Annotated in this window: 1 protein-coding gene; it reads left to right on the top strand. The window is 61.9% G+C overall.

The genetic code is table 11. The features are described from left to right. Nucleotides 1–406, top strand: a 406-nt coding sequence (locus DUK53_RS17190) for an oligopeptide/dipeptide ABC transporter ATP-binding protein (protein ID WP_368665730.1), incomplete at its 5' end; no start/stop codon positions are given. Between the last annotated feature and the right edge of the window lie 25 nt (nt 407–431).

Genomic DNA, 431 nt, shown 5'->3' on the forward strand with positions numbered 1-431 from the left:
GATGAGCCAGCGTGTGATGATCGCCATGGCGATCGCCTGCCGGCCCAAGCTGCTGATTGCGGATGAACCGACGACCGCGCTCGACGTGACCATTCAGGCCCAGATCATTGAGCTACTGCTCGAGCTGCAACAGCGCGAAAATATGGCACTGCTGCTGATCACCCACGATCTGGCGCTGGTGGCGGAAGCGGCACACCACATCATCGTGATGTATGCCGGGCAGGTAGTGGAATCCGGCAAGGCGGTAGAAATTTTCCGTTCGCCGCGCCACCCGTACACCCAGGCGCTGCTGCGCGCGTTGCCGGAGTTTGCTACCGACAAGGCGCGTTTGGCCTCGCTGCCTGGCGTGGTGCCGGGCAAGTACGATCGGCCACAAGGCTGCTTGCTGAATCCGCGTTGCCCGTAGGCTACCCAACACTGTCGCGAAGAAG

It is taken from the genome of Listeria sp. SHR_NRA_18, from assembly GCF_003856515.1.
Lineage (GTDB): Bacteria > Bacillota > Bacilli > Lactobacillales > Listeriaceae > Listeria_A > Listeria_A newyorkensis.